The organism is Raoultibacter phocaeensis (assembly GCF_901411515.1).
GTDB classification, from domain to species: domain Bacteria; phylum Actinomycetota; class Coriobacteriia; order Coriobacteriales; family Eggerthellaceae; genus Raoultibacter; species Raoultibacter phocaeensis.
Genome location: NZ_CABDUX010000001.1, coordinates 1,543,983 through 1,569,945, shown reverse-complemented (window position 1 = coordinate 1,569,945; position 25,963 = coordinate 1,543,983). Strand labels below are relative to the sequence as shown.

General features: G+C 60.7%; 22 protein-coding genes. 5 read left to right on the top strand and 17 right to left on the bottom strand.

What is annotated here, in order from left to right; genetic code table 11:
• Nucleotide 1 precedes the first annotated feature (1 nt).
• A complete protein-coding gene (locus FJE54_RS06220; protein WP_139651838.1) occupies nt 2-1,447 on the bottom strand; it encodes a response regulator transcription factor in 1,446 nt (481 codons plus the stop codon).
• A gap of 285 nt (nt 1,448-1,732) precedes the next feature.
• Between FJE54_RS06220 and FJE54_RS06215 the strand changes: the two genes are divergently transcribed.
• Nucleotides 1,733-3,514, top strand: a complete 1,782-nt coding sequence (locus FJE54_RS06215; protein WP_139651837.1) for an FAD-dependent oxidoreductase — start codon at nt 1,733-1,735, stop codon at nt 3,512-3,514.
• A gap of 127 nt (nt 3,515-3,641) precedes the next feature.
• Here FJE54_RS06215 and FJE54_RS06210 read toward each other — a convergent pair whose 3' ends face one another.
• From FJE54_RS06210 to FJE54_RS06185, 7 genes are all read right to left on the bottom strand, one after another.
• Nucleotides 3,642-4,991 (bottom strand): ABC transporter permease, encoded by a 1,350-nt coding sequence (locus FJE54_RS06210; protein ID WP_139651836.1) that lies wholly within the window; start codon nt 4,989-4,991, stop codon nt 3,642-3,644.
• Nucleotides 4,988-5,722 carry an ABC transporter ATP-binding protein gene (locus FJE54_RS06205; protein WP_139651835.1) on the bottom strand — a complete coding sequence of 245 codons (735 nt, stop codon included), beginning with the start codon at nt 5,720-5,722 and terminating at the stop codon, nt 4,988-4,990. The genes FJE54_RS06210 and FJE54_RS06205 overlap by 4 nt, the downstream gene beginning before the upstream one ends.
• Nucleotides 5,723-5,980: 258 nt before the next feature.
• Nucleotides 5,981-6,952 carry a helix-turn-helix transcriptional regulator gene (locus FJE54_RS06200; protein WP_139651834.1) on the bottom strand — a complete coding sequence of 324 codons (972 nt, stop codon included), beginning with the start codon at nt 6,950-6,952 and terminating at the stop codon, nt 5,981-5,983.
• Between the two features lie 465 nt (nt 6,953-7,417).
• Nucleotides 7,418-8,626, bottom strand: coding sequence for an IS110 family RNA-guided transposase (locus tag FJE54_RS06195; protein WP_139651833.1), 1,209 nt, complete (start codon nt 8,624-8,626; stop codon nt 7,418-7,420).
• Between the two features lie 501 nt (nt 8,627-9,127).
• A complete protein-coding gene (locus FJE54_RS06190; protein ID WP_139651832.1) occupies nt 9,128-10,693 on the bottom strand; it encodes an LCP family protein in 1,566 nt (521 codons plus the stop codon).
• Nucleotides 10,694-10,904: 211 nt separating this feature from the next.
• Complete coding sequence (locus tag FJE54_RS16255) at nt 10,905-11,660, bottom strand: type 1 glutamine amidotransferase (protein ID WP_255467251.1); 756 nt, start codon at nt 11,658-11,660, stop codon at nt 10,905-10,907.
• Nucleotides 11,660-13,138, bottom strand: coding sequence for a MurT ligase domain-containing protein (locus tag FJE54_RS06185; RefSeq protein ID WP_255467250.1), 1,479 nt, complete (start codon nt 13,136-13,138; stop codon nt 11,660-11,662). Before FJE54_RS06185 ends, FJE54_RS16255 begins: the two co-directional genes overlap by 1 nt.
• 592 nt (nt 13,139-13,730) lie before the next feature.
• On the opposite strand from FJE54_RS06185, the gene FJE54_RS06180 reads away from it, so the two are divergent.
• Nucleotides 13,731-14,876: a polysaccharide deacetylase family protein gene (locus FJE54_RS06180; RefSeq protein WP_255467249.1), complete on the top strand. Its 1,146-nt coding sequence runs from the start codon at nt 13,731-13,733 to the stop codon at nt 14,874-14,876.
• Nucleotides 14,877-15,123: 247 nt separating this feature from the next.
• Here FJE54_RS06180 and FJE54_RS06175 read toward each other — a convergent pair whose 3' ends face one another.
• The 8 genes from FJE54_RS06175 to rarD all read right to left on the bottom strand — a co-directional run bounded on the left by FJE54_RS06175 (nt 15,124) and on the right by rarD (nt 22,480).
• Nucleotides 15,124-15,825 (bottom strand): pirin family protein, encoded by a 702-nt coding sequence (locus tag FJE54_RS06175; protein WP_139651831.1) that lies wholly within the window; start codon nt 15,823-15,825, stop codon nt 15,124-15,126.
• Nucleotides 15,803-16,396: a MarR family winged helix-turn-helix transcriptional regulator gene (locus FJE54_RS06170; protein ID WP_139651830.1), complete on the bottom strand. Its 594-nt coding sequence runs from the start codon at nt 16,394-16,396 to the stop codon at nt 15,803-15,805. The genes FJE54_RS06175 and FJE54_RS06170 overlap by 23 nt, the downstream gene beginning before the upstream one ends.
• Nucleotides 16,397-16,726: 330 nt before the next feature.
• Nucleotides 16,727-17,605, bottom strand: coding sequence for a DUF2797 domain-containing protein (locus tag FJE54_RS06165; protein ID WP_139651829.1), 879 nt, complete (start codon nt 17,603-17,605; stop codon nt 16,727-16,729).
• A 219-nt stretch (nt 17,606-17,824) separates the two neighbouring features.
• On the bottom strand, nt 17,825-18,376 hold the full coding sequence (gene larC, locus FJE54_RS06160; protein ID WP_139651828.1) for a nickel pincer cofactor biosynthesis protein LarC: 552 nt from the start codon (nt 18,374-18,376) through the stop codon (nt 17,825-17,827).
• The gene (larB, locus tag FJE54_RS06155; protein WP_139651827.1) at nt 18,377-19,162 is read right to left on the bottom strand and encodes a nickel pincer cofactor biosynthesis protein LarB; all 786 of its coding nucleotides are present in this window, start codon (nt 19,160-19,162) and stop codon (nt 18,377-18,379) included.
• A gap of 2 nt (nt 19,163-19,164) precedes the next feature.
• Nucleotides 19,165-19,953 carry an ATP-dependent sacrificial sulfur transferase LarE gene (gene larE / locus FJE54_RS06150; protein ID WP_180326592.1) on the bottom strand — a complete coding sequence of 263 codons (789 nt, stop codon included), beginning with the start codon at nt 19,951-19,953 and terminating at the stop codon, nt 19,165-19,167.
• A complete protein-coding gene (locus tag FJE54_RS06145) occupies nt 19,950-21,110 on the bottom strand; it encodes an aldo/keto reductase (protein WP_139651826.1) in 1,161 nt (386 codons plus the stop codon). The genes larE and FJE54_RS06145 overlap by 4 nt, the downstream gene beginning before the upstream one ends.
• A gap of 389 nt (nt 21,111-21,499) precedes the next feature.
• Nucleotides 21,500-22,480, bottom strand: coding sequence for an EamA family transporter RarD (rarD, locus tag FJE54_RS06140; RefSeq protein ID WP_139651825.1), 981 nt, complete (start codon nt 22,478-22,480; stop codon nt 21,500-21,502).
• Between the two features lie 239 nt (nt 22,481-22,719).
• Here rarD and FJE54_RS06135 point away from each other — a divergent pair, with 239 nt between their 5' ends.
• Nucleotides 22,720-23,418, top strand: coding sequence for a putative ABC transporter permease (locus FJE54_RS06135; RefSeq protein ID WP_255467248.1), 699 nt, complete (start codon nt 22,720-22,722; stop codon nt 23,416-23,418).
• Between the two features lie 22 nt (nt 23,419-23,440).
• Here FJE54_RS06135 and FJE54_RS06130 read toward each other — a convergent pair whose 3' ends face one another.
• A complete protein-coding gene (locus tag FJE54_RS06130; protein ID WP_139651824.1) occupies nt 23,441-24,499 on the bottom strand; it encodes a lactonase family protein in 1,059 nt (352 codons plus the stop codon).
• A gap of 337 nt (nt 24,500-24,836) precedes the next feature.
• Between FJE54_RS06130 and FJE54_RS06125 the strand changes: the two genes are divergently transcribed.
• Nucleotides 24,837-25,526, top strand: a complete 690-nt coding sequence (locus tag FJE54_RS06125; protein ID WP_139651823.1) for a YhfC family glutamic-type intramembrane protease — start codon at nt 24,837-24,839, stop codon at nt 25,524-25,526.
• Entirely contained in the window at nt 25,523-25,954 is a 432-nt protein-coding gene (locus FJE54_RS06120) for a DUF3887 domain-containing protein (protein WP_139651822.1), read from the top strand. The genes FJE54_RS06125 and FJE54_RS06120 overlap by 4 nt, the downstream gene beginning before the upstream one ends.
• Nucleotides 25,955-25,963 lie beyond the last annotated feature (9 nt).

The window sequence follows — 25,963 nt, the reverse complement described above, 5'->3', positions numbered from 1 at the left end:
ATCACGGGCGGTTCACCAACTCAATGAGCTCGGATCGCACATGGATGCCGAGCTTCTGGTAGATGCTCTTCACGTGGGACTTCACGGTATTCTCCGACACGAACAGCTTCTCGGATATCACAGGCATGGTATAGCCCTGCGCGAGCAGCTTGAATATCTCGGTCTCACGCGGCGTAAACTGATGAGCCGCCGCTATATCGTTGCAGCGCGAAGAAAGCACCTCTTCGGGCGTGGGCTGCGGTGCAGCGGGCCCCGTTTCCTCGGTTGTGGTAAGCCTCTTGTCCTTGAACAGCAAAAGCGCTGCCATGAGCAGCAAATACACCGATACGAGCGCAACGGTGGTAAGCACTAGATCGCCCTGCTTGAGCGTTTCGGCATTAACGAAGCCGATAATGGTACCAGCGAGCTGCGCCGCATTCGTACAGGCAAGTGCGAGCGAGAACAAAAGCGCTGAGGGCAGCTTGGTATCGTGGGCCGAATCGGCGATCATGCACCAGAGGATGATACCCGCCACCATGGCGCCCAGCTGCGCGAACGAATTGACGATGCCTCCCGCTGCGTTCCAGATGAGCGGCAGCAAAAGAAAACCCGCCGCCGAGAGCGGAAGCGCCACCGCGTAAATCTTCCCCACATTGAGCGGTTTTTTGATGAGCAGTGCCGGCAAGAGCAAACAAAGCACCGCGATAGCGCTCGTAAAGAGCGACGTCTGCTGAAACGACGAGAGCGGAATCTCGTGTTGTCCGGAAATCTGGAGCATGAGTCCGCTCATGAAGCACAGGATGACCGTGCCGAGCACCGGATGCCACAAGCTTTTGACCGCTCCCCCGAATACCGGTTTGGAAAACTCAGACTCGACCGATGGACGCGCGTCGAGCGATTTTTTGGCGAACGCGGCCGACATGACGAACAAAAGCGCTGCGATGGGAAGCGCCGCCGGAGCCGGTACAAGCGTAATGGCGAAGTAGAACACAAGGCTCACCGCATTGCAGAGCACCACAAACAGATAGACCGCGCGCAGCGTGAGCGTCGACGAGAACCGCGCCCACAAAAGCGTAATCAAGGCATCGGCCACCCCGAGAAGGATGCCGCCGAGCAGAAGCCACGGAGCGAACAGATCGGGAGTCGAAACCGGCGCAAACTGAAACACCATGGCGGTCGCGACGAAAGCGACGATGGCAACGCCGATCGTCATGAGCGCAGCTGCGGCACCTGAGATAGGCTTCAGCCGGTAGGCAACAAGCGCGCACACGAGGTACACGACGATGCGCGCGCCCATCGCCCCCATCGAGAACATGACCTCGAAACCGTACCCGAGCGATCCTGTCGACGAGAGCACCGTCGCGGAATGAAACACCATGTAGCTGAACACGAGGTAGAGAGCGTATCCGCCGAAGAACACCGCATCGCGAGCACGCAGGCTCCTTGCGATATCTCTCAAATACCCCATCGGTTTCCTTTCTCCCATCCGCATAGTATATCGCCTCGTCGGCTGATTCGATGTTGCAACCTGAAAACGGGTTTGCTTTCGTTTGGAATCTGTCGGCATCTTACCTGATCAAAGTGGTCACATTACCCGTCTCACCAGAATCGGGTGGGATGGGTTTCAGCAGGTTTTGCAAAATTCACCAGTTCACTGGTGATGAAAACAGGCGCGCGCTTGCGTACAGTGCGCCCATACCGGAAGCCGGCAAGAGAGCTTCCACGACCATATACAGTTTCTGGAGGGAGACATATGGACAACGCAAGATTAAGCCGACGCGCGTTTATCGGACTCGGGGCCACTGCGGCTGTTGCCGCCGGCGCCGCCGGACTCGTTGGATGCGCCCCAGCATCCAACGCCGCCGACTCGGGCAAGGCAGACGCCGCAGGCGACGCTGCCGCACAGGGCAGTTCCGCCTCGGGCAAGCCCGCCGACTTCACCCCGAACTTCATGACGGCGCCGAGCGTGCCGACTGACATCAAAGAGACGAAGGACTGCGATGTGCTCGTTATCGGCCTCGGCCTCTCGGGCGTCGCGGCCGCCAAAGCCGCCGCCGAAGAAGGCGCGAAGGTCATCGGCGTCGAAAAGGCCGCTCAGCTTACCGCTGTTTCGATGGCGGGCGACTTCGGCGTCGTCGGTTCGCAGATCCAGAAGGATCTCGGCATCGAATGGGCTGGCAAGGACGTCATCGTCAACCAGCTCATGAAAGACATGTGCTACCGCCCGACCCCCGACTTCCTCGGCTATTGGTACGATCATTCCGGCGAGGACTTCGACTGGCTCGTCGAAGGCGCCGATTTCGAGGTGCTCACGAGCACTGCGGCAGATCAGCAGACCGACAAGCCCAACTACATTCGCCCGAAGTGCTTCCCCGCGCTTGAGGGCTACGATTACACCACCGAGTATTACCCGTACTTCCACGGCACCATCACCACGAACCCGAACATGCAGTGGACGCTCGATGCGGCCGCAGCGAAAGCCGAGGAGATGGGCGCTGAGCTCATCTACTCCACCTGGGGCGAGCAGCTCATCGTGGAGGACGGCAAGGTCGCCGGAGCCTACGTGCACGACGCCGATGGCAACTACACGCAGATCAACGCGAAATCCGTCGTGCTCGCCACCGGCGACTTCGGCAACAACCAGGACATGCGCGATTACTTCATCCCGTGGGCGAACGAATTCGTGAGCTTCTACACCACGATGGACGCTGCAGGCAACGTCGGCAACACCGGCGACGGCCACCTCATGGGCCTTTGGGCCGGCAGCCACATGGAGCTCGGCCCCCACGCCCCGATGACCCACCACATGGGCGGCCCCCTCGGCGTCGACGGCTACCTGCAGCTCGACATCAACGGCAACCGCTTCATGAACGAGGACATCCCCGGCCAAAACATCGCCGACCAGCTCTCGCGCGTGCCCGAGGGACCCGAAGGCCTGCGCTCGTGGCAGATCTTCGACAGCAAGTGGCCCGACGAGATCGCCCACATGCCCGACGGCCACGGCTATGTGAACCACTTCATCCCCGAAGATCAGGTCGATCAGTACCAAACCGTGCTCGCAGGTTTCGGCCTGGGCTACACGACCAAGGAAATGGTCGAGGGTTCGCAAGGGCTCCTCAAGGCCGACACGATCGAAGACCTCGCAAGCCAGATGGGCCTCGACGCACAAACGGTGAAAGCCTCCATCGACCGCTACAACGAGATGTGCGCCGCCGGCCACGACAGCGACTTCGGCAAAGACCCGCGCCGTCTGTTCCCCGTATCCGAGCCGCCGTTTTACGCCTATCCCTTCGGAAGCGCCGGCATGCTCGTACTCATGGGCGGCCTCGAGGTCAACAAGAAGCTCCAGCCGCTTAACGAAGCGGGCGAGCCGATCGAGGGCCTCTACGCCACCGGCAACGTCCAGGGCGGCCGCTACCTCGTGGAGTACCCTGTCACCGTTGCGGGCATCTCGCTCGGCACCGCGCTCTCGTTCGGCCGCCTTGCGGGCATGAACGCCGCTGGCAAAGAGATCGAGGCGACCACGCAAGCGTAACGCACCCATTCCGAACCATCCTGAAGCCACTCCCTTCCCTCACAGCTTCAGGATGACATGCACAAGCCCCGAAGCCCTTCTTCTCCCAGGCTTCGGGGCTTTCGTTTTGCCTACGCCAAGCAGGCCGTCACTCCCGCATCGCGAGAACGGCAGCGGTTTCCTGATTGAGCGCCGTGCACGTGGGAATGAACGTGGCAGCGAATACCAGTGCGAAACCCACGAGGGACACCACGAACCCTTCCCCGAAAGCAAGCCCTTCGAAGATCGGCAATCCGATCACGCACGCGACGATGGCGTTGGAAGCAACCACGCTCACCGCACCCACCAGAGTAGCCGTAACCGCATGGATGAGGGCTTCGCATACCGCCGCGGCCATGAGCGTTTCCGCGCGAGCCCCGCTTGCGATGAGGAGCGCAACATCGCGGGTACGTGACCGCGATGTCATCACCACGCTCACCGCCGCCCCGTCCGCGCACAGAAGCACGGGACCGCCCAACATGAGAAGCGCTGCAGCAAAGCTCAGCCCGTTGATATCGATGGTGCCTTGGCTCTGCAGGTAGCTCGTGAACAAACCTAAGGCAGAAAAAACGCCCGCTACCAGCCCGAAGCCCACCATGATGGGGGTCTCGACCGAAGTCGAAGCAGAAAGCCCAAAGCGAGCGGTATGCCGCGCTAAGTACCAGGCGTTCCAGCGCTTCTGCGGAACGAGACGCGTCCACGCATTGAGTACCGCTGAGAAGACCAGGGGAGCGAGGGGCACGAGCGTCGCTACCATGAAAAGGGGCATGAAAAGCGACCAGTTCATGGCGTCGCTCGGCCCCGATTCGATCATAAAGAAGATGAACCAGCACGTGCAGGCAGCCAAACCCGCGAATAAAAACACGCGCATCCACGTCATGCCCTTGCGCTTCGGCTCGAAATCACGCAGGGCGACAAGCGGAGGCGTTCTTCCCGCGCTGCGAGCGCCCTTGAGCCCCCCGAGCAGAAACACGCCCGCAACCACGAACCACACCGCTGGCATCAAGGATGCGTCTACCTGCGGCGCCACGTGCGAAAATCCCTCTTGCGAGGTGATCACCAAGGAGAAGACCAAGGGTACCGTGGCTACAGCAAGCAGCGTGCCGCACACGGCGCCCAACATCGCAACCGCGATCATCTGGGCAAGCACCACCGTGCTCACCAGCCGCGGCCTTACATTCGCCAACTGCCACAGCGCGTAACTGCGCCGCTGCGCAGAAACCGTCAGGTTCGCCGCCGACGCAAGCACCGCCACCGCCGCAACCGACGAGAACGAGATCACGACGGGAACGGTTTGCTGCAGGTTTCTAAATACCAGCGGATCTGCCGCGTAGGCGCTCGCGGTCGCCTGAAACGATGCCGCCCAACCGCCGATGCAGCCACAAGCCACCGCGACGAGAAAGGCACCGATCCACGTTGCCGCATGGTCGCGCAAGTCGGAGAACACGAGCTTGATCATTGCCGGCCTCCCATCGCCTCGAGTATCTCGGCGGCAGTAGAGTGACCCAGCTCACTCACGACCTCCCCGTCTTTCAACACCAGGACACGGTCCGCAAGCGATGCCGCCTCCAAATCGTGCGTCACTACGATCACGGAACGGCGGGCGTCGTCGCCGATCCTGCGCAGCATGCCGAGCACCTCGCGGCCGTTTTCGGAATCGAGCGCACCGGTCGGCTCGTCGGCAAATACCACATCGGGCGTCGCCGCAAGCACGCGGGCGATGGCCACGCGCTGCTGTTCGCCTCCCGACATATCGCCAGGGCGGCTCTTTTCCCGGCCGCCCAAGCCCACGCTTTCCAGCACTGCGCTTACCTGCTTCCCGGTAAGCGGACGACCCGCCAAGCGCGCAGGCAGCGCCACGTTCTCGCCTGCGGTCAGCGAGGGGATGAGATTGTATGATTGGAAGATGAATCCCACATGATCTCGGCGCATCTTGAACAGGGCATTGCGCCGGGCTCCGACAACCTGCGCGCCCATCACCTCGATAGAGCCCGAGTCGGCCGCTTCCAGCCCCGAAAGGCAGTACAAAAGCGTGGATTTGCCCGAACCGCTCGGCCCAACGATGCTGACCATTTCGCCGGCTTCGATAGAAAGGGTTATCCCCCGCAAAACCTCCGTCACCCGTTTTTTGCTTCCCCGTCCCGCAGTGAACGACTTTCGTATAGCGCGTGCAACGATTGTGCTGTTCATGGATATCCTCCTAATATACTGCATCGGGCGGCAGCGTCTCAGGCGAGCGGGACTCGCGCCAGAAGCCACATGGCACGGTGTACGTCACGCTTGCCCAAGGGTCGCACGGACCGAGGCGAGACGCTCGCGCGGAGGTCTATGCGGACCGAGGCGAGGCAACACTCGCGCTGAGATGCCGCCGAAGCCGTATGCATACTGTTAGATTGTTTAAACTAGATTTCTATGCTCGGGCCGAACGCAAACCCGTGCAGGTTTCGCTTATTCGCCGCTACGGATCACGCGAATCGCTTTGACCACGCCGCAGAGGATGACGCCAATCGGCCACGCGAGCCAGAACCACCATTGCGCGTTCAGCGCCGGTACGAACAAAAGCACGAGGCCGACAACCGTGGACAGACCCATGACGACGCCATACATGCCGTACTCGCGTTTCGCTTGGCGGGCGCGCAAAGCGAGTTCCGCATTGCCCAAAGCATCGATCTCAGCCTCGTCCATGCCGCGCAATGATTTCTGGTTGTACTTCTCGATGTTGCAGCGCGACTCCAGCAGGTATCCGCGCACGATGACGAACACACCGAGCGCGCCGAACAGCAAGGGAATCGAACCTGCAAGCCATTGGAACGGCTGCAGCACAATGGTCGAAGCAAGCCCGACCATGATAAGGGCGATACCTGCAACAAGTCCCCTCGAGGCAGCCTTGCGCGCTTGGCTCTTTTGCTCGACTGTGTAAAAATCCTCGACGAAGGGATGGGCTCGACGAAACTCCCTGCGCGCAAACAGTGCGGGCAGAACGATGGCACATCCGGCGGCAGCTCCCACAAGCATCAACGCGCTCGAATAACTCTGATAGGAAGAACCGGGCACGAGCGTAAGGCCCGCAAACAGAACCGACAGCGCGCAGCCAGCAATGAAAACAGCCACCCCGAGAGGAAGCTTCCATGCAAACGCGCGCATCGCCTGATCGTACCCTGTTACATCTTGCGGAGCCGCACAGGTGGGCATGCTCGAAGCCGCATCGGTCGGGCGAGCGGTCAAATCACCCAGCACCAGCTCGTCGAGCGTGCATTCGAACAGGTCGCACAGTCGAAGCAGCTTGTCCATTTCGGGATACGCGCGCTCGGCTTCCCATTTGGAAACCGATTGGCGGCTTACGCCGAGCAGCATGGCAAGCTGCTCTTGCGTCATATTGCGCGTCGCACGCAGATGTTGCAGATTATCGCGAAAACTCATGGGTCGTCCTTTGCATCGCATCCGATTCCCGACCATGTCTGCCGCATTCCGTATCGGGATGCGCAACCTGGAGCTTAGGATCGAGATCGCCAGTAAGAGATTGTACCGCTTGTCGACGCCTCCCATGATGCCGATGCATGCACCTCCGCTCAACCAACTTGCGGCTTCTTTTTTGCAGGGAGTTTGCTACCCTGCGGTTGCGAACCGCAGGTCAGAGTTCAGTATACCGTAGGGAAACAAAACTTCCGTACGTCGTCACGAGCATCTTCAGCGAAACCACCTTCCTAGGCGACATCCCAAGGCGACGTTCACCGCAGCGCGACAGCGATCGTGCCATCAATCTATATTTTTATTCGAGCCCGGGCGGGCGCTGGCCCTGCGCCCCGGCCCCGCAATGGCTCTTTGCGCACGGGGCAGGGCCCCGCTATAATGCGGGGTGCGGCGGACCGGGGCGTCCGGCTGCGGCTAGGCCCCGTCCGGCGGCGGCGCGTAGAGGGCGCCGGCCGTCAGCAGCGCGTAGATGAGGTCTACGCGGCGGCGCGCGAGGGCGCGGAGCGCCTGCTTGTGGCTCTTGCCCTCCGCGCGCTTGCGCGCGTAGTAGGCCTTGGACGGCGGGTCGTGCAGGGCGGCGGCCCGCGCGGACCCGACGAGCGCGTCCTTGAGCCGGCGGTTGCCGCCCCTCCTCTTCCTGCTCCTCCTCGCCCCCGTGCCCGACTCCTCGCGCACGGGGGCGACGCCGCCGTAGGACGCCAGGCGGCCCGCGTCGGGGAAGCGCGCGACGTCGCCGGTCTCGGCGGCGATGGCCGCGGCGTACACGGGCCCGATGCCGGGCACGCTGAGCAGGACGTCGAACCCGGGCAGCAGGCGGGCGCGCTCCCCGATCGCGGCGTCGAGCTCGCGCGCCTCGGCCTCGAGCTCCATGGCGCGGCGCGCGGCCTTCCTGGCGAGGTCCTCGGCGATCTCGGCCCCCGGGAGCGCGACCGTGACGGACGCCGCCGCCGCGAACGCCTCCGCGACCAGGGCAGGCTCGCGGTTCCTCTGGCGCGCGACCCCGGCCGCCCAGCGCTCCGCGCGCGCCCTCCCGGCGCGCCGCAGGCCCCGGGGGCCGCCGTAGCGCGCGAGCAGGAGCAGGGACATCGCGTTGTGCGGCCTCTCGCCCGGGAACAGCGCCTCGAGCGGCGGGCACGCCCGGTGCAGGAGCTCGCGCAGCCGGTTGTAGCAGCGCGTCCGCTCCCCCACGACGGCGCGGCGGTAGGAGCACAGCGCCCGGACCTCCTCGAGCGCCCCGTCCGGCCCGGGGACGAGCCCGACGAGCCTCGGCGCGCTGAGCGACACGTCCGCGATCACGAACGCGTCCCTGGCGTCGGACTTGCCCTCGCCGTAGGTCGCGGACGCCCGCCCGAAGCCCTTGGGCTCCAGGCAGGCGACGTCCATCCCCATGTCCCGGGCGACCGCCACGGCGAGCGCCCCGAAGCCCCCGCGCTGGTCCACCGTGACGAGGACCCTTCCGTAGCCGGCCGCCTCCCCGAGCGGCTCCCTGATGTCGGGCTCGCGCTGGGCCACGGGCCCGCCCAGCAGGCGGGTCCCGTCCCGGCCCAGCGCCACCGCGTAGTGCGACGCCTTCCCGACGTCGACGCCGCAGTAGGCGCCGTAGTCCATGTCGGACCCGTCCATGCCTCTCCTCTCTCCCGGCGGAGCCGCCCGCGGACCGCGGGCTGGCGCCCTCTGCAGTATTCTACGGAGCGCAGGGCATCAATCTGATGAGCGACGGGCGGGCGCCGCCGGACCCGGTGGCATGATGGCACGAGCCCTCTCGGGGCAATATGGACAAGCCGGTGCCGGGTCCGGAGACGGCCGGCGGGGGGCGATGCGCCGTCCCCCAAGCGCCATTATAGGAAAATTAACACGTAGAATATGGCACGATTTTGGTCCAACGAGATGCGCTCGACCCCGCCGTATCGAGGACATGAATGCATCGTGCCTGATCGAAGGTACGTACACTGCGGGCCTTCAATTTGTCCTTGTAAAAGATAATGCCATATGGCACGATTGTTGTCCCGCACGGCGGGCGGAGAGGACCTCGCCATCACGCACGGCGGGTGGACGGGCCTTGCCGTCGCGGAAAGCGGTCGGGCGGTCGGGCGGTCGGGCGGTCGGGCGGTCGGGCGGTCGAGATTACTCCCAGTCGGCTCCCAGCACGACGAGGAAATCACCCTCGAACGCGTAGGTGCCGTCGTTGAGCTGAGCCTTGCCGACGCCGATCGTCGTTGCGATCTCCTTGGCCTCGTTTGCCTGATTCGCGTAGTTGTAGATGACGATGGTCTGCGAGTAGTCGAACCCTTCGGCATTGCCGGTATCTACCGTGTAGCCGACCTCTTCGAGCTTGGCGGCCGCCTCCGATGCGGCACCTGCGATGCCGTTGCCGTTCCTGATGGCAACATTGCCGGTCTTGGGTTCGGTTATGGTCTGGCCGCCCGACGTATCGCTTCCACTACTCGTCGCGCCGCTGCCCGTCGAAGCCAGCACCGTACCCGACATTTCGTCCACGACATCTTCTGCAGTCGGCGGCAAACCCTGATCGACGCGGCTCATCATTTCTTTCCACGCGGTCATGTTCGTATACTCGTACCAACCGCCATTAACGTACGCCGACGTGGTGGGCTCCATCGCGGAATACAGATCGGTCGCAGGATCGAGCCCCTGCATTGCCTGCGCGAGCCCGATGATGTCGAACACGCTCAAATCCGTCGTCACGTAGTTGGAAAGGGCTTCCACCGTACCTGCCATCGTACCGATGTCCGAGGCGAGTATCTTCTTGGCGATTGCACCGAGCACAAGGCGCTGGTTGGCCGCACGGTAGGAATCGCCGTCGCCGTAATCGTCGTACGCATGGCGGGCCCGGCACAAAATAAGCGCTTGGTAGCCATCGAGCGTTTGGAGTCCTGCATCGAGATGGCCGCCGGCATCGTCGTCGTTGATCTCCATTGGCACGTCGACCTCGACGCCGCCGAGCGCATTCACGATGTCCTTGAAGCCGTCGAAGTTGATTTCCGCATAATGTGAGATAGGAACGCCCGCAAGCTTCGAAACGGTCTCGACCGCCATGGCAGGTCCGCCGATCGCGTATGCGGCGTTGAGCTTGTTCTGCCCGTATTCGCCCATGTCGATGAGCGTATCGCGATGAAGGGATACCAGCGTGACCTTGTGGTTGGGCGCATCGATACGCGCGAGGATAATGCTGTCGGAACGCGTGGGATCACCCGCGTACTCTGCCGATTCGGCACGTTCAGCCGAACCGTCGGTACCCATGAGCAGCATGTAGAACGGCTCGTTCGCAAGATCGGTTTTCACAAGCTGTGCGCGCAATTCGCCATCGATGCCGTCGTTCAGGTTCGAACCGAGGTTATGGAGGTAGGCAAACGCCACACCCGCACCGCCAAGGCACACCACGAGAATCGCCGCCACGACAACGGCAACCACTTTGCGCCGTTTGCGCTTCTTGCGCTGCCGGGTGTATTCGGCCTGCGAAACCCGGCGGCTGTAGCCGCTTTGGGCACCGCTCGGATCGCCGTCGGCATCGGGTGTGCGGGAATACTCGCTGTAGGAAGGTTGCCTTCCGTAAGCAGAGGGGTCGAAACTATCGTAACGGGACGAACCGCGCGCGCTGCTGCGGCCGCTCCTCTGACGATCAGCATCAACGGGGGCGTTTCTGCGCCGTGCGTTGCTTTTCCTATCCATCATGTACGACATTGTGCCCGAGCAAGCGCTTCAAGTGCAAGGTGAATCAGCCGTTTTTAGGAAAACGCCATACGGATTGTCCTCGCAAAACCATGGCGCTCAGCTCTATTAACAACGTATTCATCAGGTGAAACGATTGCCATTCTAGCCCCTGTTCTCCGCTATATGATACGCTATTGATGACACTTCCAGTCCACGAAATGTGCACAACGTATCAACGCACGCCGAGCCGCTTTACCATGTATTCGTTGGCGGCTTCCTCCACGCTGTCATCGAGCGGCGAAAGCGAGGCCACCTTCTCACCCGAACGTGCAGCCCTCGTCTCGAGCGCACGGGCAAGCAGATGATCGGCCACCTCGGGATTCTTTCCCAAAAGCGGTCCGTGCAGGTAGGTGCCCACAACATTTCGGTACAGCACGCCGTCCGCCTTGTCAACATCGTTGTTGCCATGGCCCGTTGCCGAGACAACCGTGCCAAACGCCTGCAAGCCCTTGCCGAGATACGTGCGTCCGGCATGGTTTTCGTAGCCGACCACCGGCCGTTTGGCGAGCGGGGACGAAAGCACGATGTCGCCGATGAGCCGATCGGCCGATCCTTCAGCACGCTTGGTTGCCATATCGACTATACCGAGGCCCTCGACCCCCTCGTTGCCCAAAAGCCACTCGGTTCCGAGTATCTGGAAGCCGCCGCATATGGCGAGCAGCACGCCATCGGCCTCTACGTACGCGGCTAGATCGCTCTTCATGCGAAGCAGCTCTTCAGATGCAAGGCGCTGCTCGCGATCGGGGCCTCCCCCGAGAAACACGATATCGATTCCTGAAAGATCGATCGTGTCACCATGGTTGACGGCTACGACCTCCACGGGAATCGCGCGCCATGCGGCTCGTTTCGCGAGGCACTTGACGTTGCCGCCATCGCCGTAAAGGTTCAAGAGATCGGGAAACAGATGCGCGATTCTCAAAGCCTCCATTACAGGCCCCCTTCCGCCGACTCGCCACGCTCAAAAGCTGCATCGCCGCGAGCAGCCGAAGACTCACGGCGCTCTGCATCGTGCTCGCCTGCCCCGCCTCGATTACCTAGGGGGGCCGCGCCGCCGATCGAAGCCGCAGATCCACCCTGCTCGACGAGGCGCACAAGCTCTGCACGAACCCCGGGAAGCGCCGTATAGTTCGCTATCAGGTAAAACCGGTACTCAGGCGGCAGATCGGCCGTTTGCTCGAGCATATCCGCGGCCCCCCCGATGAGCGCGGCATCGACGCCTGCGTACTTCAACCGCACCTGCACATCGTTTTTTCTGATGCCACCTGCGAATACGACTATGTTCTCCGCTTCGGCAAGCTCTTCGAAATCGACGTCCCATATCCACGAGACATCGCGCCCGTCGCCCTCTTTATCGTTCACGAAGAAAGCAACGGCCCGCGGGCCTGCGTCCTGCGTAATGATCTTAAGATTCTGGTTGAAGCCTGTCGGGTTCTTCGCAAGGTTCAAAAGAACGGGCCTGCCTTCGACCACGAGATGCTCAAGCCGGCCGTTTTGCGGGTCGAACGCATCGAGCGCCCCTTGGAACGCGTCGGGGGGGCATCCGAGCAGGCGGGCATTAGCAAACGTGGCAAGCAGGTTGTACACCATGTACGCCCCGGTAGCCGTCGAGTGGATATCGACCGTCGTGTTCGCATCGGTACCTGCGGAAAACGCGATGCCGTCCACCTCGAAGCGCACGCGACAAGCCGCAAAGTCGAGCGTCGGCCGCGCGAACCCGCACTGCGGGCAACGGTACTCGCCAAGCTGGCCGTACTGGCGGTATTCGTATGCGAGCATGCCCGAACACATCTGGCACATCTGCGCATCGGCCACGGTGTTCTGCGGCAAGCCCATATCCTCCCCCACGCCGAACGCGATGTGCTTGTTAGGTACGCGCCGGGCGATCGCCTCGCACAGCGGATCGTCGGCATTGTAGAGAAGCACCGTATCGGGCGACGAGGAAAGCGCGCCTGCAATGCTCTCCTGGATACGGTCGATTTCACCTACGCGATCGAGCTGATCGCGAAATAGGTTCAAAAGAATGAGGTAATCCGATTTGAGCTGGGGAAGCACCTTTGCAAGCCACAGCTCGTCGCTCTCGAACACCCCCCAATCGGCCCGCTTGCCATGGAGAAGCGCCGTTGCTACGCCGCTGTCGAGGTTCGCTCCCGTGCGATTGCAGATAACGCGCATACCAGCCGTTTCTAGCGCGTCGGCGAGCAGGTTGGTGACGGTGGTTTTGCCGTTCGTGCCGCACACGACAACCGAGCCGCGTTCGAGCTTGCGCGCAAGGTCAGCAATGAGGTGCGGATCGACGTACAGGGCGATCTTGCCGGGGAAGTTGGCCGCTGGTCGCTTGAACACGCGCTTGAGCCCGAAGGTGCTTACGGCGCTGATCCCCCGAGCGAGTGCAAGCTGCAAACCCATACCGCATCCTTTCTTCTTTGGAAGCATCAAGTATAAACGCTCCGCCCAAAGCACTGGGGCTTCCACATAATTTTCAGGTAGAATGAAATTGAAGATGAGATAGTAGCTTTCCGAATCGTCCTTTATACTGGACACGGACAAAACCCGACGAGCATCCGCAAGAAGGGGAAACACGATGCCGGAAGCGCCGCACAATCGCTCGAACGATCGCCCCCCTTCGGGGCGCGGCCAGGGTCGCCCCCCTTCCTCAACCGAGCGGTTCACGGTCGACGGACGACCCGAGCGCAAAAGCGGCTCCGCTGCGGAAAGATCGGCGCACGCTTCGGGGCGGACGAGATCTCCGCACGCCGAGCAGAGCGCAGCTTCGTATGGCCGCGATGCCGACACCTACCGCAGGCGCATGCAGGCCGACCGCATTTCAAGACCCGAACAAGCGGCCGGAGCAAGACAGCAACAAGGCCAGAGGCAGCACGTCGCAGCAAGACAGCACCAGGGCCAACGGCAAGCAGCTCCCCCCAGGCAGCAGCGCACGCCCCAAGGACATGCGCAGTACGAAAACGCCAACCGGTATCGGTCGCAGGCAAGAGGCGGTTTGTCGTTTCCGTGGAAGCCCGCTTTGGCGGCGCTCGTCGTGCTCGTCTGCATCGTCGGGGGCGTGTTCTTCTTCATGCAATCGAGACCCATCGCCGTAACCGTCAACGGCCAGCACATCGAACTCGGGGACGGGAAGAATATCGAGGCCATCATCCAAGCCGGTTACGCAACGCCCAAAACCGGCGATTTCGTCGCGGTCGACGGCGAGGTGCTCGAAGCGGGAAAGGGCGAAGCGTTCACCGCCTATGTCAACAGCAAGAAGGTCGATGATCCGCAAACGAAGCTTTCCGCCGGCGACATCGTACTCGTCTCAGACGGCGCGAACACGATGGAGCCTTCGCAAGACACCGTCGAAACGGTACCCTACGAAGTGGTGCAGGAAGGCAATGGGCCACTCCATGTAATCGAGGGCGAGGGCATCGACGGCAGCAAGACCACGAAAGTCGGCGACATCTCGGGCAAAACCTTCGTCGAAGACATCGCGCCGCAGAACCCCGTGTGCCGCCAGTACTACCCTGATACCGGCGGAGAAAAAGTAATCGCGCTCACGTTCGACGACGGCCCCTGGCGCGACACGACCGAACAGGTGCTCGATATTCTCAAGGAAAACGACGTGAAAGCTACGTTCTTCACCGTTGGCAATCGCATCGACGACAATGGCAAGGCCCTTGTTAAGCGCGCTTACGACGAGGGACATCAGATCTGCACGCACACGTTCGATCACGCAAGCGGCGATGGCAAAGGCGTAGATCTGGGCCTCATGTCCGCCGAGCAACAGATAGAAGAAGTCACCAAAGGCTACGATGCCATCCGCGAAGCCATCGGCGCAGATCCGAGCACCGTCATCCGCACCCCGGGCGGCAACTTCGGGGCAGAGGTTCAGAAGAACCTCGCACCGCACATCTCGGCCGAAATCGGCTGGAACATCGACAGTTCTGACTGGCGGCTGCCCGGTGCCGAAGCCATCGCCGAACAGCTGAAGGGCGCATGGCCGGGAGCCGTGATCCTCTGCCACGACGGCGGGGGCGACCGCTCGCAAACTGTCGAAGCCATCAGAGACGCCATTCCTTACCTGAAGGAGCAGGGCTACCGTTTCGTCACGGTCGACGAAATGCTCGCGTACCCGGCGAAAGCGGAAGGGTAGAGGAAGTTCTTGGCACTTGCAACAGGCCCCGATCCCACAGAGGATCGGGGCCTGTTTTCGACTCCATGCCTGCCGTACCAAACTAGGATAGCAACCTTGACGTAAGAACCCTTGGGCAGAGGTGCCGAACGAGTTGGCTTATGTGCGCGTCAAGCGCGCCGTGGCAGTGCGGCATTGGGCTTGGGGCTTCCAACCCGCACCGCCGTGGCACGCTGCCGATTCAGCGATCGGCAGCGCAGGCGATACGCTAAGACTGGTGCATATCGAAAAGGATGTAGTGCGACTTGGTTTTCGCGGTAAGCACAACCTGGCTTTCACCGGTTATCTCGGCGGCATCGCGCTCTTCGAGCGCATGGCCGTTCACCGCACCTTCGCCTTCAATCTGGATGAGGTACGCTTGCCGACCGCGCGCAAGCTCGTATGCGACCTCTTTGCCGTCGTCGAGGCTGATGACCGACACCTTCATATCCTGATTGATCTTCACCGGTGCCGACCCGTTCTGACCCGACGCGATCTGAAGCCACGTATTCTCGCGATCTTCCCATGCGAAGTCATAGTCGCCGTAATTCGGCTCGTAACCCTCTGCGTCCGGATAAATCCAAATCTGCAGGAAGCGAAGCGGTCTGTCGGTGCGGTTGAACTCGCTGTGCAGGATGCCTTTACCAGCGCTCATGTACTGCACTTGGCCCTTGGTAAGCGTTCTGCCGTTGCCGAGACTGTCTTTATGGGTGAGCTCGCCGTCGACCACGTAGCTGATGATTTCCATATCGTTGTGCGGATGGGTCGGGAACCCTCCCCCTGCGTCGAACACGTCGTCATTGACCACGCGCAGCGCGCCGAACTGGATGTTATCGGGATTGTAGTATTCGGCGAACGAGAAATGAAACAGGCTGTGCAGCCATCCGCGCTCGCTTGTTCCCATATCGTTATGGCTTATGACCTTGATCATGCTTTATCTTCCTTTCGGTGCTTTGAGCTTGCCCGACCTTCTTCAGCAGTTCGATGATGGTTTCGATATCATCGTCGCCGAGCTCGGACAGCGATGCGCCGAGCGCTTTCATGTGTCGGGGAAAAAGCTCTTCGATGAGGCTCTTACCGCACGCAGTCAGCTCGACGATGAACGACCTGCCATCGTCGGGGTTCACGGTTCGCGCCACATAGCCGAGCTTTTCGAGGTTGCGCACCACGACGGTAATGCTGCCGCCCGTCGAAAGCACCGCGTCGATGATTGCGTTCACCGTAAGCGGGCCTTTATGCATAAGCGCCTCGAGAACCTCGAACTGCGAGAACGTAATACCGTACTCTGCGACGAGCTTGCGACTTGTGCGGTGTGCGATCTCGTAGCTTCTACTGAGCGCGATCACCAGTGCGCCGTCGAGCCGTTCACGCTTTGCGGAGGCGCTGTGCGTTTCGGTGCGTTTCGCGCCCGGCCCGCTCGGCCTGCTCGGTTCGATCGGCCCGCTCGACTCACTCGGCTCGCGATGCTCGTTCAACCTGCTCGGCTCGCGTTTCGTGCCCATCGTTACCCTTTCGCCTCCGTTGCCCGCTTGGTTGGTCTCCTTTGGTTCGTTTAGTAATATATCACTAATTAGTACTAAATTATAGATGGTACCAATGGCGTCACATTTACGTCACATCGCCATCATGGCAGGCTCATATGCGCAGATCAGGTGTAAAGAATATGACCGATGCGTATCGGGAAACCAGGACTGGCAGGGCCCCGTATGGTACCTGATTTCGATCTGGTGCTCTGCGGAGCCGTGCCGGTATCGGCTTGACGGCGGAAGTTGAGCCCCCACCTGGGCCTCTACCGGACATCGCGGGCGACCCCGTGCAGCCAACGTCGTCCTTTAGAAAAGCGACCCCTGCTCAGGTGGTGCCGAGTACTCCCAAAGCACTTCGCCTTCGCGAAGCTCGATCCTGTGGGACACGTAGCTTTTGAGGGGCGCCGCGTACACCCTGCCCTGCTGACGCATGAGCGCGATGGTTCCCACCATGCCGACGCATTCGCCTGCAACCATCGTGTCTGACGGGTTGTCGGGCGCATTGACCGTCCCTTGGAGAATCGAGGTATCGCGGCAGTAGTAGCGATCGAGATCGATCGGCTCAGTCGGGTCGATCCTAAACGTCTCGCGCACCGTCTTTTCCATGAGAGCGCACGCTTCGTCGTGGTTATGGGTCTCGGATGTCAGCAGGCGGAGCTTCACGCTCGGCAGCAGGCTTTCGTAGATGCCCGGAGCAGAACACAGCTTCGCTTCCCACTCGCGCGCTTCGTATGCGCTCGCGCAATGTTTGAGGATCATCGCCGACCGTGCGCCCTGTTCGAGCAGCCTGAGCTCTCCGCGCGCCTCCGATGTGATGCCAACCTTCAAATGCTGGGGCGAAAAGTACGCGAGATAGACGATATGCGGAGTTTCATTGTAAGCGCGCTGCTGCGCCGAAATGCCGCCGCCGTGGTAGAACGAGGGGTTGAACCCGGTTTTTTCGGCGCACGCGGGACACGAGGTGTCCTTATGATCGGCGGGAAGCTCCTGGCGGCGCTCGCACATCGTGCGCCCCTTGCTCATGAGGTCATACGCACCCACGCAGAAGCGCTCAGGATGCTTAACGATAGTGAACGTTTTTCCTTCAGGGGAAAGCATCGTGCGCTTCCCCGCATCGAGATCGTCGACGGCAAGGTACGGGCCGTCGAATCCGACGCCGAGCAGCGAGAGTATCTGGGTTCCCACGGTTGTTCCTTCCTGCGGCGCGCGGAGCGCGCACGAATCTTTTCATGCTTTAAGTAATATGCGGTTTACTTTTTCAGTGCATATGATACCTGAGAACATACGATACGTACGGAAGAAATGCCCCGCTCAACAGAATACGTACGAATAAGACGCTCGATCCGCACCGGACGACACCGCGCAAGCGAGCATCCGAAACGCGGATTGCGCTCCGAACGCACGTTATTCGAACCGATCGACGAAATGGTAGATGACGGCTGCCGAGGTGGGCGTACAGAGTTCGCCTTCGAGCAACTCACTGCATACGGGAATGCCGCGCGCGATGATGGCGGCGGTTGCAGGTGCCGGAATGTCGAGCACGCCGTGCGCGCACTGCACCGTGCCGCTGCCGGTCTGTACGCACGTTGCGGTGATCTCATCGGGATCGAGTGCTTCGACAGCGAGGCAGATGCCGAGCACGTTTTCAATCGCCTCGCCGTTACCGACTTCGTGGAAGTGCGTTTCCTCGACAGCGCACCCGTGCGCCGCAGCTTCGGCTTCGGCAAGGATGCGGTAGATCGCATGCATGTCTTGCTTAACGTGATCGCTTACCATAAGGCCGTCGATCGTCGCATCGACTGCGCCGAGATCGTGGTGATGCATCAGAGGAACGCCTGCCCGTCGGGTACGTTCGGCGAGTACCGACCGATGCTCTTCGGAAAGGCGGGCAAGCAGATCATCGAGGATAGCCTGCCTTGTGGCCGTGCGGGTCAGGTCGAAATGCAACGTGTTCATCTATCGTCTCGCTTTCACGTGGTTGATCATATGGGCCTGGTACCCGGCACCGAATCCGTTGTCGATGTTGACAACGGAAATGCCGCTCGCACATGAGTTCAGCATAGCCAGCAGCGCTGCCACTCCCCCGAAGCTCGCACCGTATCCGACACTCGTAGGCACAGCGATGACCGGACACGACGCCATGCCGCCGATCACGCTCGCAAGCGCACCCTCCATACCCGCCACCGCGACGATCACGCTTGCGTCGGCGACATCGTCGGCATGCGCGAGCAGGCGATGGATGCCCGCCACGCCTACATCGTACAGGCGCTTTACAGTATTCCCGAGCATCTCGGCTGTGATGGCCGCCTCTTCGGCAACCGGCAGGTCGCTCGTTCCCGCAGCAGCAACGACGATCACTCCGATGCCATCAGGTTCGGGCATGGCACCGACGATGCCGATACGGGCTGCGGCGCGATACTCGAGCGAAGGACCTGTGTCATCCTGTGTCGAATAGAGGAAGTCGGCCACGGCGATCGCCTTCTCTTCATCGAGCCGAGTGATGAGAATGCGTTTTTGCCCCGCCTCGAGCATGGCACCGCAGATGCCTGCTATCTGCTCGGCGGTTTTCCCCTCGCCGTAGATCACCTCCGAAACGCCTTGGCGGATGCCGCGGTGGTTGTCGACCGTCGCATAGCCGAGCTCGGTCACAGGTGCAACCTTAAGCTCATGCACCGCCTCGTCAGGAGAAACCTCACCCGAGGCAACCCGTGAAAGCAGCTGTTCCAAATCGCGTTGCTCCATGCTCAGCACGACCTTTCCCGTTGATTTGCGATGCCGCCTTCGCTCGATCCAGGCTCGCCGCCTGCACAAGCGCGCTTGGCGTTTGCCGTGTTTCCGCTCGATCCGAACTCGCCGGATGCAGAAGCGCTTTGACCATCCGCAGCATCGACGCTCAATCCGAGCGCGCAGGCGACACGGTCGATCTCTTCGCGGGTGATTCGGGTTCCTTCGGGGACCTTGGTGGCAAAGCAGGAGAAATTCGGCTTGTCAGCCGTCGAAAGGCCAATGGCCCGCGAGCGCTCGCGGATGTCGTCCTTCGTGAGGCCCGCCTCGCGCAAAGGCGATCGCACACCCAGCTCGTCAAGCGCCCGGAACCCCGGGCGACGCGCCGGATCGTCGCTCGCGTTCGTGCCATCGACGAGCACCGTCCTGCCGTCGCGGGCCATATAATCGAAAATCGTTCCGAAAAGGTAGCGCTTGCACAGGTAGCATCGATCCCACGGATTCGCGCAGATTTCGTCGCGGCTGAACACGTCTGCCTCGATGAGCTCGAAATCGGCACCGGTCTCTTCAACGACGCGACGCGCGTCTTCGACCTCGAACGCAGCCTGAAACGCAGACTTGACCATGTACGCTTTCACATCGGCACCGGCTCGCATCATCTCCGCAAGCAGATACGACGAATCGCAGCCGCCCGAAAAGGCAAGCCCGTAGCGTTCGTTTGGATCGAAGGCAAAGGGGGCTTCACCCGAACAGCCCGATCGGCCTTCGCCCGAAAGACCTCCGTTTACGTGCATCATATCGTTGCTCATGCGGAAGCCTTTTCGAACAAGTCGACCGCCGTATGCATTTTCTCGACGATGCTCACGCCGAACGGGCAGTTGCTCTCGCAAGCCCCGCACTCGATGCATTCGCTTGCCGTATGGTCGAGCAGCGCATAATGATCGCGCAGCGTATCGGGAACCACTTCTTGCGGAAGCGCCAGATCGACAAACTTGTTGACCTGGGCGATGTCGATGCCGCTCGTGCACGGCGCGCAGTGTCCGCAGTACATGCAGCTTCCCTCGATGGAAGTGCGAGGGCCGCCTGCGATGATTGCGCTGTAATCGCGCTCTGCATCGGTCGCCTTTGCGTACGTGAGCGCCGCATCCATCTCCTCAAGCGTTGACAGCCCGACGGGAACCGACGCAACAGCGGGGCGCGTGAGGCAGTAATGGATGCACTGCACCGGCGTCATTGCTTGACCGAACGGCGAACGTTCGCCGTCGAGCAGCATGCCCGCACCGAGCGCCTTCATCACGGTGAGCGCCACTCCTTCGGTTTCGCACCGGCGGTAAAGTTCCTCGCGCTGGGGATCGATGCCGGTGAGGTCGCGATCGTAGGTACCTTCGGCGAAAAACGAGTTCACGTCCTCGGTGGCGGGCAGCATGTCGTAGGCGGGGTTTATACTGAAAAGCATCACATCGATGAGTCCTGTGCCGACCGCGCGTAGCGCCATTTCGGTGTTATGCGTGGACATGCCGATGCAGCCGATGATCCCGCTCTCTTTCAGCTCCTGTGCGTAAGCGAGCACAGGCCCGCCGAACACCGCATCGAAATCAGCCGGCTCGTCGACGTAGTGGATCATGCCGATATCCACAAATCCGAGTTGCATGCGAGAAAGAAAATCCTCGAACGAAGAGCGGCATACCTCGATATCGCGCGTCCGGTAGTACTGGCCGTCTTTCCACGCCGAACCGATATGGCCCTCGACGACGAAACTCTCCCGCGGATAGCGCACAAGTGCTCTGCCCACGTTCGTGCGTACATCAGGATTGGAATTGTAGATGTCGATGAAGTTCGCGCCACCCGCGATTGCACGGTCGATCAACGCTTCGCAGGCATCGTAGGGCTTGTTCTCGAAACCCTCTCCGCCGATGCCGACTACGCCTACCTCGATGCCGGTCCGTCCTAAAACTCGTTTTTCCATGGATGCTCGTCTTTCGCTGTGCGTCGTTTGCGTTCATTGTATCGCGCTGTGTACCCGCTTCGAAGATGCCGCTAAGAAACCTGCGCGTATTCCTTGTCGATCTTGGTTCCCTGGGGGAATATCTCGGTGCATTGGCTCATCGCACGCTCCTCTTGGTTTTTGCATGGGTGCGCCCGCCCGATTGCAGATGCGCTGGACATCGGGCAGGTTCTCGCGTGCACCCATTGAACTCCCTGGAGTACGCTCCAAGTCAAGGGGCCTTCACAAAATGACGAAAACTGCGGTGAGGAACGGGGTTCGTCGAACCCGCAATGCGCCTTACGCAAAACCGCGAGTATCTGAAGAAAACATCCCTCGACCGGCATACTGAACGGAACACGAAACGGCCGTCAGGCGGAACGGCGAGCACTGCGCCTCGCCCGCCGCACGAACGGTTCGATGCTCACGATGGCGATACCCGCCCACACCAGCGCGAAGCATACCGCATGGGCAAACGTGAAGGCTTCGCCGAACAAAAACACCGCCGAGATGAGCGCAAGCGTAGGGCCGATGTACTGCATGAACCCGAGGATGGTCATCGACACACGATTCGCCGCCGCTGAAAAGAGCAGAAGAGGGATGGCCGTAAGAACGCCCGCTCCAACGAGCAGGGCTGCAAGCAGGGTTTGATCGGTCACGGCCATCGGCGAGGGCATGGGAGGCGTGAACTGCCACAACGCGGGAAAAGCGAAACCGATCGCAAGGATCGCAATGCCGATTACGCCTGTAAGCAGCGATTCGAACGCCATACCGGGAAGCGCTTCGTAGCCGCCGCGCTTCTTCACCGTGCCGTACACGGCAAACGAAATCGCAAGTGCGAACGAAATCCAAATAGCGCCGCCGTGCGCTACGATGAAGAACACCACGCCCGCCGCTGCGAGCGCCGTGGCGATCTTCTGTCCGGTCGTCAGCCGCTCCTTGAATACGACGATGCCGCAGAATATGTTCGCGAGGGGACACAGATAATAGCCGATGCTCGTCTCGAGCACATGGCCGCTGTTGACCGCCCATACGTAAATGCCCCAGTTGAGCGAAACGATGATGCCCGAAGAAAGAAACGTCTTGACCGCCCGCGGATCTCGCGCAAGGTACAAGAACCGAACGCGTTTCACCAGCACACACAGCGCGAGGATGAACACCGCCGCCCACACCATGCGCCACGCGAGCACCTGAAACGCAGGGATGCCCGAAAGGAGCTTCCAGTAGATGGGCATAAGACCCCAGATGATATGGCAGAACAGAGCTTCGAGAAAGCCCGTCCTATCTGTTTTCTGCTGCTCTTGCTCCACGCCGCCCATCCGTCTTCCGCAGATCGTTAAAGCCCATAGCATACCGCTTTTTGTCCTTGCGCACACGTGGTTTGAGCGGCCCTTGCGCCGAAGGCAGGAAAGGGCGGGCGATGCGATGCGCACTGCGGCGAGAACCCGCAGATCATGCTCCGATTTCGTTCAACGCACGGCGGCTCCCTGCGAATCTTAATGAAATCTTTAACGTACCTTGACACTTTTCGAAGATCTATCTCGCAGTATGGTACAAGCAGACAGCATCGCACAAGAAATAGGAGCTCTTCATGGAAGCCGGCATGACCACGCCATCCCGTACCGCACATTCAACCGTCGAGGGAATCCTGCCCTTATTCTGGCTTTTCGTGATCGGCTCGGTTGCTGGCCTTGCAATCGAAACCGTATACCACGCGATCGCGTTTGGCGGATACGAGGATCGGGCGGGGCTGGTCTGTGGGCCGTTTTCCCCTATCTACGGCACTGGCGCGGTCATGCTCACCATTGTGGCGAACTGCCTCACCCATGCGAACTCCCTCGCTGTGTTCGGCATGTCCGCCCTTGTAGGCTCAGCAGTCGAGTTCGCAACGAGCTGGCTTATGGAGGTGCTCTTCGGCGCTATCGCTTGGGATTACAGCGGCACCTTCGGCAATATCGATGGACGAGTAAATCTGGCATTTGCGCTCATGTGGGGCACACTCGGCCTTGCGTGGACGCGCATCGTCATGCCGCTTATGAGTCGCACGTCGCAACGCATCGACTGGCGCAGCACGGCGGTTCGAGCCCTGAGCATTGCGAGCGCGGTGTTCATGGTGCTCAACATCGCTCTCACGGTGCAGGCTTTGGCGCGCGAAAGCGCCCGCATGGATCACGTGCCCCCCGCAACGCCGATCGACCATTTTCTCGACCAGCAGTTCCCCTCAACCTGGATGCAGAATAGGTTCGAGAACATGAGCATATACGGCTCGACGCTGCGCGAACGCATGTGACGTAGCTTTACAGGGAGGAAGCCTATTTTCGCCAAACAGCACAGGTTGGGTTGGCGATCGCGCATCGGGCGACTTCGCCTGCAAGCAAACCGTTCGCCTTGTCGACCTCGAACACCACGACTTCGCAGCTGCGCTCGTTGGCGACGGCAAGTAAGGTGCCATCGGGCGAAAGCTCCATATGACGGGGCCACGAGCCTCCCGAAGATACCTCCGAGAGCTTGACGAGTGCGCCTGATTTGTCAACCGAGAACACGACGATTTGGTTGGGACCGCGCACCGATGCATACAGGTAGCGGCCATCAGGCGAGAACAGAACATGGGCCGCAAGCGCCTCTCCCCCGAATTCGTCAGAAACGAGTCGATAGGAATCGAGCTGCTCCCAGCTCGAAAGGCTCGCGCCATGGCGCCGGTACATGATGAGGTGATTGCCGAGTTCGGTGATGAGCGCCGTAAAGGGAAGCGTGGGGTGATGGGCAACCATCCGGGGGCCTTCCCCGGCAGAAACGTGCAGCACTTCCGCACAAGCAGCTGGCTCGAGCCCGTGTTCGCCGACGGCATAGGACATGAGCGCGTCGGTGCCGAGGTTGACCGAGATCAATGCGGGGGCGTCGGGGGCGAATCCGACCATGTGCACATGGGGGCCTTCCTGCCGCTCGGAGTTGGGACCATGGCCGCTTTGCTGAACCGAATCCATACCGCTTCCGAACAGGCCGTCGGAAAGGATATGGCATCCCACGATCGATCCGCTCTCGTAATTCGCTCCGTACACGTACGGCATGCGCGGATCGAGCGCGATCTGACAGGTTCCCGCGCCGTGCGTGCGATACGTGTCGCGCAGAACAATCGGCCCGTCGCCCTGCGTGGCGAACATCGATACCTGCGCGCATTCCGATTGCTCGTTAGCCGCATAGAGAACGTCGCCGGCCGATACCAGATACGAAGGATTCGCCGTTTCTGCATTCGCTTGCACGATCGAACACGAACGACGGGCTTTGTCGAGCGCGAGCAAGTAGATTCCGCACTCGCCTTCGCTCGGGGGGTACGAACCAACATAGAGCCGGTACTCGTTTTGCTCGCCCATAAGATCGCTTTGCCTTTCTGTCTACGGTACGCTACGCAGTTCGATCTGCGGATACTCTAAATTCACGTAGCAAGCATACGCGCGCCCGTTCAGAGCGGCCCAAATGGAAGGGAAACCTTTGCCATGCGGTCAAACAATGGTTATCTATCATAGGTAAACGCCCATGTGCGGGCGATTTGGCCAATGAGCAAATGCGCATCGTAAAACCGCTCAACAGATAGCGCTACGGCGAAGCTTTCCCGTCGTTCATTCTTTTGTTATACTCAAGATATAACAATCGCGCTTGGGACCCGAGCCTGTGCGCGAGGCATCGGGTCATCGATACAGGAAGGCTTCCATGGGAACGCTTGCCGCGATCGGCAACATACTCATCTGCTTTGGAATTCCGCTGGGGGCTCTTGCGTACTATCTCGCGCGCGACAAGCGCTGCGCGATCGCTTTCGGCCTTGGCGTGATCGGTTTTCTCGTATCCCAGGTGCTTATTCGCCTGCCCTTGCTTTCGATGCTCGGCCAAACTGCATGGTTTACCGTCTTCGCCGCAACCCAACCGCTCGTATACGCGCTCGCCCTTGCGGCGTCGGCGGGCTTGTTTGAGGAAACGGCCCGTTTTCTGTTGCTGCGCACTCAACGCAAGGCACCGTTCGATTTGAAGATCCCTCTCGCATACGGTCTGGGCCACGGCGGGCTCGAAGCTGCGCTCATCGGACTCAACAGCGTTGCGCTGCTGGCGCTTCCCGACCAACTCGCGATGGCCGGTCCCGCCATCATCCTTGCCGGTATCGAGCGCATCGGTGCCATCATGGTACAAGTCGCACTTTCTGTTATCGTTTACGTTGCCGTAAAACGTCGCTCTGTCGTACCGTTTTTGGCTGCGCTGTTTTTCCATACGCTCGTTGACCTCGGTGCACTGTCCGCTTCGATGCCAAGTGTATCTCCCTGGGCATTCGAAGCGGTATTTCTGCTCGTAGCGATACTGTTTCTGCTGGTTACTGTTCGATGGGCACAATCAAGGAGGACTGATGTATGAAAAAGCGTTTAGGAGTACTGGTAACGATGGCGGCTTTGGCGTGCGCCCTTTGCCTGATAGGTTGCTCATCGAGTGGATCAGGCTCGGATGTGCAGGAGGGCTTACCTGACTGGGCGAACGAAACCCAGCTCACTGAGCAAACGCGCGAGCTGATAGACCTGTACACCGCGCGCGACTTCGATGCCGTCGCAGAGAAATGCGAGCCCCTTGGGCTTTCAGCCGAAGATTTCGCTCAAAACGGCGATCCGATCCTCGATCAACTCGGTGCGTTCAAAGATTTCGGCGATGTGGCGTATCTCAACGGCAAAGCCAAAGACGGAACCCCCTACGCCACCGTCGTGCAAATCGCTAACTACGAGAACGGGCCAGCGCAATACACGATCAGCTTCAACGAAGATGATTCGATTTCAGGGTTCTACATCAAGTAAGCTTCTACA

Coding starts and splice junctions, on each gene's coding strand:
- FJE54_RS06220 (WP_139651838.1), bottom strand. CDS start 1,447: ATGGGGTATTTGAGAGATATCGCAAGGAGCCTGCGTGCTCGCGATGCG.
- FJE54_RS06215 (WP_139651837.1), top strand. CDS start 1,733: ATGGACAACGCAAGATTAAGCCGACGCGCGTTTATCGGACTCGGGGCC.
- FJE54_RS06210 (WP_139651836.1), bottom strand. CDS start 4,991: ATGATCAAGCTCGTGTTCTCCGACTTGCGCGACCATGCGGCAACGTGG.
- FJE54_RS06205 (WP_139651835.1), bottom strand. CDS start 5,722: ATGAACAGCACAATCGTTGCACGCGCTATACGAAAGTCGTTCACTGCG.
- FJE54_RS06200 (WP_139651834.1), bottom strand. CDS start 6,952: ATGAGTTTTCGCGATAATCTGCAACATCTGCGTGCGACGCGCAATATG.
- FJE54_RS06195 (WP_139651833.1), bottom strand. CDS start 8,626: ATGGACGGGTCCGACATGGACTACGGCGCCTACTGCGGCGTCGACGTC.
- FJE54_RS06190 (WP_139651832.1), bottom strand. CDS start 10,693: ATGATGGATAGGAAAAGCAACGCACGGCGCAGAAACGCCCCCGTTGAT.
- FJE54_RS16255 (WP_255467251.1), bottom strand. CDS start 11,660: ATGGAGGCTTTGAGAATCGCGCATCTGTTTCCCGATCTCTTGAACCTT.
- FJE54_RS06185 (WP_255467250.1), bottom strand. CDS start 13,138: ATGGGTTTGCAGCTTGCACTCGCTCGGGGGATCAGCGCCGTAAGCACC.
- FJE54_RS06175 (WP_139651831.1), bottom strand. CDS start 15,825: ATGATCAAGGTCATAAGCCATAACGATATGGGAACAAGCGAGCGCGGA.
- FJE54_RS06170 (WP_139651830.1), bottom strand. CDS start 16,396: ATGGGCACGAAACGCGAGCCGAGCAGGTTGAACGAGCATCGCGAGCCG.
- larC (WP_139651828.1), bottom strand. CDS start 18,376: ATGAACACGTTGCATTTCGACCTGACCCGCACGGCCACAAGGCAGGCT.
- larB (WP_139651827.1), bottom strand. CDS start 19,162: ATGGAGCAACGCGATTTGGAACAGCTGCTTTCACGGGTTGCCTCGGGT.
- larE (WP_180326592.1), bottom strand. CDS start 19,953: ATGAGCAACGATATGATGCACGTAAACGGAGGTCTTTCGGGCGAAGGC.
- FJE54_RS06145 (WP_139651826.1), bottom strand. CDS start 21,110: ATGGAAAAACGAGTTTTAGGACGGACCGGCATCGAGGTAGGCGTAGTC.
- rarD (WP_139651825.1), bottom strand. CDS start 22,480: ATGCTATGGGCTTTAACGATCTGCGGAAGACGGATGGGCGGCGTGGAG.
- FJE54_RS06135 (WP_255467248.1), top strand. CDS start 22,720: ATGGAAGCCGGCATGACCACGCCATCCCGTACCGCACATTCAACCGTC.
- FJE54_RS06130 (WP_139651824.1), bottom strand. CDS start 24,499: ATGGGCGAGCAAAACGAGTACCGGCTCTATGTTGGTTCGTACCCCCCG.
- FJE54_RS06125 (WP_139651823.1), top strand. CDS start 24,837: ATGGGAACGCTTGCCGCGATCGGCAACATACTCATCTGCTTTGGAATT.
- FJE54_RS06120 (WP_139651822.1), top strand. CDS start 25,523: ATGAAAAAGCGTTTAGGAGTACTGGTAACGATGGCGGCTTTGGCGTGC.